6 protein-coding genes and 2 pseudogenes are annotated in these 7,346 nt (G+C 70.6%); all 8 read left to right on the top strand.

What is annotated here, in order from left to right:
- A partial coding sequence (locus ABZ646_RS35640; RefSeq protein WP_360528469.1) for an ABC transporter permease occupies window positions 1–1,180 on the top strand: 1,180 nt, incomplete at its 5' end.
- Window positions 1,181–1,216: 36 nt separating this feature from the next.
- Window positions 1,217–1,879 (top strand): annotated as a pseudogene (locus ABZ646_RS35635) (amino acid ABC transporter permease); the annotation flags it as partial.
- The gene (locus tag ABZ646_RS35630; RefSeq protein WP_360528466.1) at window positions 1,876–2,778 is read left to right on the top strand and encodes an amino acid ABC transporter permease; all 903 of its coding nucleotides are present in this window, start codon (window positions 1,876–1,878) and stop codon (window positions 2,776–2,778) included. The pseudogene ABZ646_RS35635 and the gene ABZ646_RS35630, both read left to right, overlap by 4 nt.
- Window positions 2,779–3,013: 235 nt before the next feature.
- Window positions 3,014–4,666: an FAD-dependent monooxygenase gene (locus ABZ646_RS35625; protein WP_360528463.1), complete on the top strand. Its 1,653-nt coding sequence runs from the start codon at window positions 3,014–3,016 to the stop codon at window positions 4,664–4,666.
- 72 nt (window positions 4,667–4,738) lie between these two features.
- Window positions 4,739–4,825: a putative leader peptide gene (locus tag ABZ646_RS35620; protein WP_350779852.1), complete on the top strand. Its 87-nt coding sequence runs from the start codon at window positions 4,739–4,741 to the stop codon at window positions 4,823–4,825.
- A 65-nt stretch (window positions 4,826–4,890) separates the two neighbouring features.
- Window positions 4,891–5,442 (top strand): cysteine dioxygenase, encoded by a 552-nt coding sequence (locus ABZ646_RS35615; protein ID WP_360528460.1) that lies wholly within the window; start codon window positions 4,891–4,893, stop codon window positions 5,440–5,442.
- Window positions 5,439–5,840, top strand: a complete 402-nt coding sequence (locus ABZ646_RS35610; RefSeq protein WP_360528457.1) for a rhodanese-like domain-containing protein — start codon at window positions 5,439–5,441, stop codon at window positions 5,838–5,840. The genes ABZ646_RS35615 and ABZ646_RS35610 overlap by 4 nt, the downstream gene beginning before the upstream one ends.
- Window positions 5,841–5,941: 101 nt before the next feature.
- Window positions 5,942–6,910: pseudogene (locus ABZ646_RS35605) on the top strand (helix-turn-helix domain-containing protein).
- The last annotated feature ends 436 nt before the right edge of the window (window positions 6,911–7,346 follow it).

Genomic DNA, 7,346 nt, shown 5'->3' with positions numbered 1-7,346 from the left:
GTGCGGTCTCGCCGACGACGGCCGCACGGTCCTCGTCGTCACCCACTCGGTGGCCGAACTGGCGCTGTGCGACAAGCTGCTGGTGATGGCGCCGGGCGGCTCGGTCGCCTACTTCGGGCCGCCCGAGGAGGCGCTGAACTTCTTCGGCTACGACACCTGGGCCGACGTCTTCTCCGCCTTCGAGAACTACCGCGACTACGACTGGGCGGGACGCTGGAAGGGCTCCCAGCACTACCAGATGTACGCCGCGGACATCGACGCCAGCGCCCCGCAGGCCGTACAGATGCCGCCGATGCAGGTGATGAAGCCGAAGAAGCCGCAGAGCTGGGGTTCACAGCTGCTGACCCTGGTACGGCGGTACACGGCGGTCATCGCCTCCGACAAGGGCTTCCTGGCGCTGACGGTGATCCTGCCCGCGGTGCTCGGCGCGGTCAGCCTGCTCATCGACAGCGACAAGACCCTGCTGGTGAACCCGGTCAACCACAAGACCGGCATCCCCGTGCCCAACGGCACGGCGACCACCGTCCTGCTGATCCTCGCGGTCGGCGCCTGTTTCGCGGGCGCCGCGAACTCCGTGCGTGAGCTGATCAAGGAACGGGTCATCTACGAGCGGGAGCGCGCGGTCGGCCTGTCCCGGTCGGCGTACCTGATGTCCAAGGTGGTCGTGCTCGGGGTGATCACCGTGCTGCAGGGCCTGATGGTCGGCCTGATCGGCTTCTCCAGCCGCACGATCCCCGACGAGGGCGTGGTCCTCGGCCACTCCGTCCTGTTCGAGCTGTGCATCCCGATCATGGGGCTCGGCTTCACCTCGATGATGTTCGGCCTGGTCATCTCCTCGCTGGTGAAGACGTCCGAGAAGACCATGCCGCTGCTGGTGATGTTCGCGATCATCCAGGTCGTCTTCACCGGCTGCCTGTTCACCCTGAACGGCGCGGTCGGCGCCAACCAGCTCTCGTTCCTGATGCCGTCCCGCTGGGCGGTGGGCGCCGCCGGCGCCACGCTGGACTTCAACAACATCGCGCCCAACACCGACGACCCGACCAGCAAGGACCCGCTGTGGGCGCACACGGCGGGCGCCTGGAGCATGGACATGGCCGTGCTGATCGTCCTCGGTGTGCTCTGCGGCTTCCTGGTGGCCCGCTTCCTGCGCCGCCACGAGCCCGAGGTCATGCGCAAGTAACACCTCGCGTACGACGCCGAAGGGCGGCACCCCGCATTCGACTTTCTTCAAGGCTACGACGTCCTAGGGGCGTTCTGGACGACGGTGAAACTGACCGTCCTCTCCGCCGTCGGCTCCCTGGTCTGGGGCACTCTGCTGGCCGGGATGCGGGTCAGCCCGGTCCCGCTGATGCGCGGGTTCGGCACCGCCTACGTCAACATCGTCCGGAACATCCCCCTGACGGTCATCATCATCTTCACCTCGCTCGGCCTCGCCGACATCTTCGGCGTCACGCTGGGCACCCAGGACTTCAAAGCCCAGGGCTTCCGCCTCGCGGTGCTCGGTCTGACCGCCTACACCGCGGCCTTCGTCTGCGAGGCGCTCCGCTCCGGCATCAACACCGTGCCCGTGGGACAGGCCGAGGCGGCCCGCGCGATCGGGCTGAACTTCTTCCAGACCCTGCGGATCATCGTGCTGCCGCAGGCCTTCCGCGCGGTGATCGGCCCGCTGGCCAACGTCCTGATCGCGCTCACCAAGAACACCACGGTGGCCGCGGCGATCAGCGTCGCCGAGGCCGCCGCCCTGATGAAGACGATGATCGAGAACGAGGCCCAGACGGTGGCCATCGGCGCGGTCTTCGCCTTCGGTTTCGTGGTCCTGACCCTCCCGACCGGCCTGTTCCTCGGCTGGCTCGCCAAGCGCCTGGCGGTGAAACGATGAGCTCGGTCCTGTACGACACCCCCGGGCCCCGCGCCAAGCGGCGCAACGCGCTGCTCTCCGTGGTCTTTTTCCTGCTCCTCGCCCTGCTGGTGTGGTGGGTCTGGCAGAAGCTGGACGACAAGGGCCAGCTGAAGTGGGCGCTGTGGCAGCCGTTCACCACCTCCGAGGCGTGGACCACGTACCTGCTGCCGGGCCTCGGCAACACCCTCAAGGCGGCGGCGCTCGCCATGGTGATCGCCCTGCCGCTGGGCGCGGTCTTCGGCATAGCCCGGATGTCCGACCACGCGTGGGTGCGGATCCCGGCGAGCTGGGTCGTGGAGTTCTTCCGCTCGATCCCGGTCTTGCTGCTGATGCTGTTCGCCAACGAGTTCTTCGTCCGCTCCACCGACGTCGGCAGTGACGAGAGGCCGCTGTACGCGGTCGTCACCGGCCTGGTGCTCTACAACGCCTCGGTGCTCGCCGAGGTCGTACGGGCGGGCGTCCTGGCCCTGCCGAAGGGGCAGACCGAGGCGGCGTACGCGATCGGACTGCGCAAGGGGCAGACGATGACCGGCATCCTGCTGCCGCAGGCGGTCACCGTGATGCTGCCTGCCATCGTCAGCCAGCTCGTGGTGATCGTGAAGGACACCGCGCTGGGCGGTGTGATGCTCCAGTTCACGGAGCTGCTCACGGCGCGCGGCACGCTGGCCGCGAACTACGCCAACGTCATCCCCAGTTTCGTGGTCGTCGCGGTCATCTTCATCCTGCTGAACCTCGCGCTCACCACGTTCGCGTCCTGGCTCGAGGCCCGGCTGCGGCGCAGCAAGCGCAGCACCGGCGCGGTCCTGGGCGCCGAGGACGTCGAGGACCTGAACGCGGCCGAGGTGGGCGGCGGCTTCGGCTCCGGAGCGTCCGCCTGACGCCCGGTCAACCTGTGTGACACACCCGACGGCGGCGGTCGTACGATCGCCGCCCCGGCCGTTCGCGGCCCGCCGACGGGGTCCGCGCGCCCGCCATGCTGACGTGTCCCCGGGTGCGCCGCTTGACCCGCTGGCGCCCAGTCTGTTGCATACGTTCTGTGATCGTGCACCCTGCTCCAACAATCTGTTCATCCATGTCCGTCGGGACTTGCGTACGGGCAGGGGGCGCCGCGCCGTGGACCCGGTGATCATCGTCGGAGCGGGGCCCGTCGGGCTCACGCTCGCCCTGGCCCTGGCCCGTCAGGAGGTGCCGTCCGTCGTCCTGGACGAGGGCCCGGGCAAGGACGAGTCCCGGCCGGCGCGCACCGTGGTGCTGCCCGAGGACACCGCCGCCCTGGTGACACGGCTGAGCGGGGCCCCGCTGGACGAGCTGGGCGCCCGCTGGACCGGCTGGCGGTCGATGCGCCGCCGGCAGGTGATGCGCGAGGTGCTCTTCGACGACGCCACCGAGCCGTCACCACTGCACATCGCCCAGCACGTGCTGACGAACGCCCTGCGCACCGCGATCGCCGACGAACCGCTGGTCAAGGTCGCCACCGACAGCCGCCTCGACGGCGTCGAGCAGGAACGCTCCGGCGTCACCGCGCACACCCGGGGCCCCAGGGGCACCTGGTGGCGCGGCAGCTACCTGGTGGGCTGCGACGGCCCGCGGTCGACCGTGCGCAAGCTCCTGGACATCCGCTTCCCCGGCCGCACTGCGGTGGAGCGGCACGCGGTCGCCGCGCTGCGCGCGGAACTTCCGTGGCCGGGTCAGGCGTTGCTCCATCGGACACCGCCGTGGCGGATGTCCGGGCCCTCGGCCGGGGAGGTGACCGCCCGCCCCCTCCCGGACGGCGTCTGGCGCCTGGACTGGCTGCTGCCGCCCGGCAAGGACCTGGTGACGCCCGAGCTCCTCGTCAACCGGATCCGCGAGACCCTCGCGGGCTGGACGGGCGGCACCACACCGCCGTACGACCTGCTGGACACCGGGGTCCACACCGTGCACCACCGGCTCGCCCGCCGGTGGCGGGTGGGCCGGGTGTTCGTCGCCGGGGACGCGGCACACCTGCTCGGCGCGCTCGGCACCCACGGGCTGGACGAGGGACTGCGGGACGTCGACAACCTCGCCTGGAAGCTGGCCCCGGCCTGGCACCACGGCCCGCACGAGGCGCTGCTGGACAGCTACCAGACCGAACGCCGCACGGCGGTCGCGGCCCGGCTGCGCGCCGCCGACCAGGTCCTGCCGGTGCTGCGCGGCGGCGGCGGGTTGCGCGGGTTCGTGCCGGGCGCGTCCCGGGGGCAGGACGCGCTCCTCACCGACGGTCACCTGGGACACGGCGCGCTCGGTGCGCCGGGGGCGTACGCCGACTCGCCGCTCGCGCCCCGGCAGCTGGAGCACGAGATCCCGGTCGGCACCCCGCCGGGCGCCCCGGTCACCGATGTCCGGGTCACGGCGGAGGACGGGACCTTCGTACCCCTGCGCTCACGGCTGGGCCGCGGTGCGCTGCTGGTGGTCCTCATCGCACCCGGTACAGGCGTGTGGGACCGCAAGCACTGGGTCTCCGCCGGGATCATGCCCAGGCTCGCGGCGGCCGTGACCGCGCTGCCCCACCCGGCCGAGCTGCTGGTCGCCGAGGCCTACCCGGGCGCTCCGGCGCACACCGTGCTGCTCGTGCGCCCCGACGGCCACCTGGTCACCGCCCTGGGCGGGGTCCGGCCTGCCGATCTGTACTCGGCCGCCGAGGCGACCCTGGGCGGCAAGGACAAGGAGCGGACGGAGACGGAGAGGACGGGGGCGGAGGGGACGGAGACGGAGGCCGAGGCCCGGGCCGGTTCCACCGCGCGGTGACCGCGATCACCCTGCGGTCCACGATGTGACGGTGAGTTGACCGGCCCGCACCGGCATGGTGTACTCCGCATCGTGAACGACACGACGGTGCGCCTGTGGCGGAAGGTCCATGTGGACCTGGTCCGCTATGCGGGCTGCGTGTGTCTTCCGTCCTGCTGACTTCGCATCTCCCTTTCTCTCCGGGCGCCGTCTGCGCCCTGTTCTGCGAACTCTCATCAGGAACGGTGCACGTGTCTGCCTCCCTCTCCTCCTCCGTTTCCCCTTCCGCCGCCGCGCCCCTCGACGCGCCCACCCAGGCGGACCTCCTCGACTTCGTCCGGCGTACGGCCGCCGACACCGAACTGATCGCCTCGCTCCCGCTGGACCCCGAGGGCCGCACCTGGATCCGGCTCGACGGCCCCGGCGGCAGCGAGGCCTGGCTGATCGGCTGGCCGCCCGGCACCGGCACCGGCTGGCACGACCACGCCGAGTCGGTCGGCGCCTTCCTCACGGCTGCCGGTGAGCTGAAGGAGCACTCGCTCGCCACCCGGCTGCCCACCGACGGCTGGCGGACCCTGGAGCTCTCCGAGGGCGTCGACCGCGAGCGCCGGCTGCCGGCCGGAAAGGGCCGCTCGTTCGGGCGCGACCACGTCCACGAGGTGCTCAACGAATCCACCGAGCACCACGCGATCTCCGTCCACGCCTACTACCCGCCGCTGCCCCGGATCCGCCGCTACAGCCGCAGCGGCCAGGTGCTGCGGCTGGAGCAGGTCGAGCGCCCGGAGGACTGGCAGTGAGCGGCCCGGAGCAACGACCGACCGGAATAGACGAGTTGCTGGAGCGGGTACGGGCCGGCTACCGGCGCGTCGAGGCGCAGGAGGCGCACGACGCGGCCCGGGCCGGCGAGGCCCTGCTCGTCGACATCCGGTACGCGGCGCTGCGAGAGCGCGACGGGCTGATCCCGGGTGCCCTCGTCATCGAGCGCAACGAACTGGAGTGGCGCCTGGACCCCCAGGGCAGCCACAAGACCCCCGAGGCCACCGGCCACGACCTGCGGATCGTCGTGATCTGCAACGAGGGCTACGCCTCCAGCCTGGCCGCCGCCTCCCTCCACCAACTGGGCCTGCACCGCGCGACGGACCTGATCGGCGGCTTCCAGGCCTGGAAGGCGGCGGGGCTCCCGGTCACTCGCTAGTGCTGTGGCCGCGAAGGTTCGCCGGGTTCGCCGGGTTCGCCGGGTTGGCAGTTGTGGCGGTTGGATGTGCGGTGACGTCCGATCCGACCGCTGGAGGCGCGGTGGCCGAGCCTGTCCGTGTGCGCAGACTGGCCGACCAGGAGGGGGCAGCGAATGCAGGCGATCGTGCGCCGGGGCAGCACGAGTTCGGTGCGATATCGGCGCGCGATGATGCCGCTGGCCTCGGCCGGCGGGAGCCGGGTCCCGGTGATCGCCCAGTTGGTGCAGGCCGACGAGGGGCACCGTCCGGGACGTGATCCACCGCTTCAACGAGATCGGCCTGGCCTGCCTGGACCCTAAGTGGGCGGGAGGCCGTCCCCGCCTGCTCACCCCTGACGACGAGGACTTCGTCGTGGCGACGGCCACCACCCGACCGGTCAAGCTCGGCCGGCCCTTCACCCGCTGGTCACTGCGCAAGCTGGTCGCCTACCTGCGCAAAGTCCACGGCCGGGTCATCCGCATCGGCCGCGAGGCATCACGCTGCCTGCTCGCCCGCCACGGCATCACCTTCCAGCACACGAAGACCTGGAAGGAATCCCCCGATCCGGAACGCGAGACCACACTCGACCGGATCGAGCACGTGCTGGACCGCTTCCCGGACCGGGTTTTCGCCTTCGACGAGTTCGGCCCGCTCGGCATCCGTCCCACCGCGGGCTCCGGCTGGGCCGAACAGGGGCGTCCCGGACGGTGCGCCGATCTACGTGATCCTGAACAACCTGTACGCCCACAAGGGCGCCGACATCCGCCGCTGGGCGAAGAAGGCCAAGGTCGAGTTGTGCTTCACGCCGACCTACGCGTCGTGGGCGAACCCGGTCGAGGCTCACTTCGGACCGCTGCGGCAGTTCACCCTCGCCGACTCCCACCACCCCAACCACCCTGTGCGGACCCGGGCCTTGCACACCTACCTGCGCTGGCGCAACGCCAACGCCCGCCACCGCGACGTCCTGGCCGCCGAACGACGTGAACGCGCCCGCATCCGCAGTGAGAAGGGCATCCGCTGGGGCGGTCGGCCCCTGTCAGAGGCGGCCTGAGCCGGCTGGAAGGTGAGTCACCGAGACCGTTTGGCGGCGTTTGCCGGATAGCGTTCCAGTACGCCGATGGACAGTGCCGATGCGGCCATCAGCCCGAACACGATCGAGCTCGAACCATGGCCGTGGTGTCGCTCCCAGATACGGAATCCGACCAGCAGGACAACGACTCCGAAGAGCACGACCTGTAGCCATCTGATGGCCACGTCCCGCCGACCGTCGCCGCCAGCGTTGCTGTCTCTTCCACGCACCGGGCTCCACTGCTCCTTCAGTACGCCGACTGTACTGGTGTACGGAGCCATCAGTACGCCCCAGCCCGGTGAACCTTCGTGGCTACAGCACAACTAGTCTTCTGAGTCAGGAATTCTGTTCAGATGTATAGGCTTGCTCCATGGCACGGACGGGGCGGCCGAAGGCCGAGTTGACGCTGTCGGACGAG

This window comes from Streptomyces sp. NPDC007162 (assembly GCF_040634175.1).
Taxonomy (GTDB): Bacteria; Actinomycetota; Actinomycetes; order Streptomycetales; family Streptomycetaceae; genus Streptomyces.
This window is presented reverse-complemented; position numbering and strand designations above follow the sequence as displayed.

What these genes read in the sequence shown, in the direction of transcription:
- ABZ646_RS35630 (WP_360528466.1), top strand. Translation starts at nt 1,876, where the DNA reads ATGAGCTCGGTCCTGTACGACACCCCCGGGCCCCGCGCCAAGCGGCGC.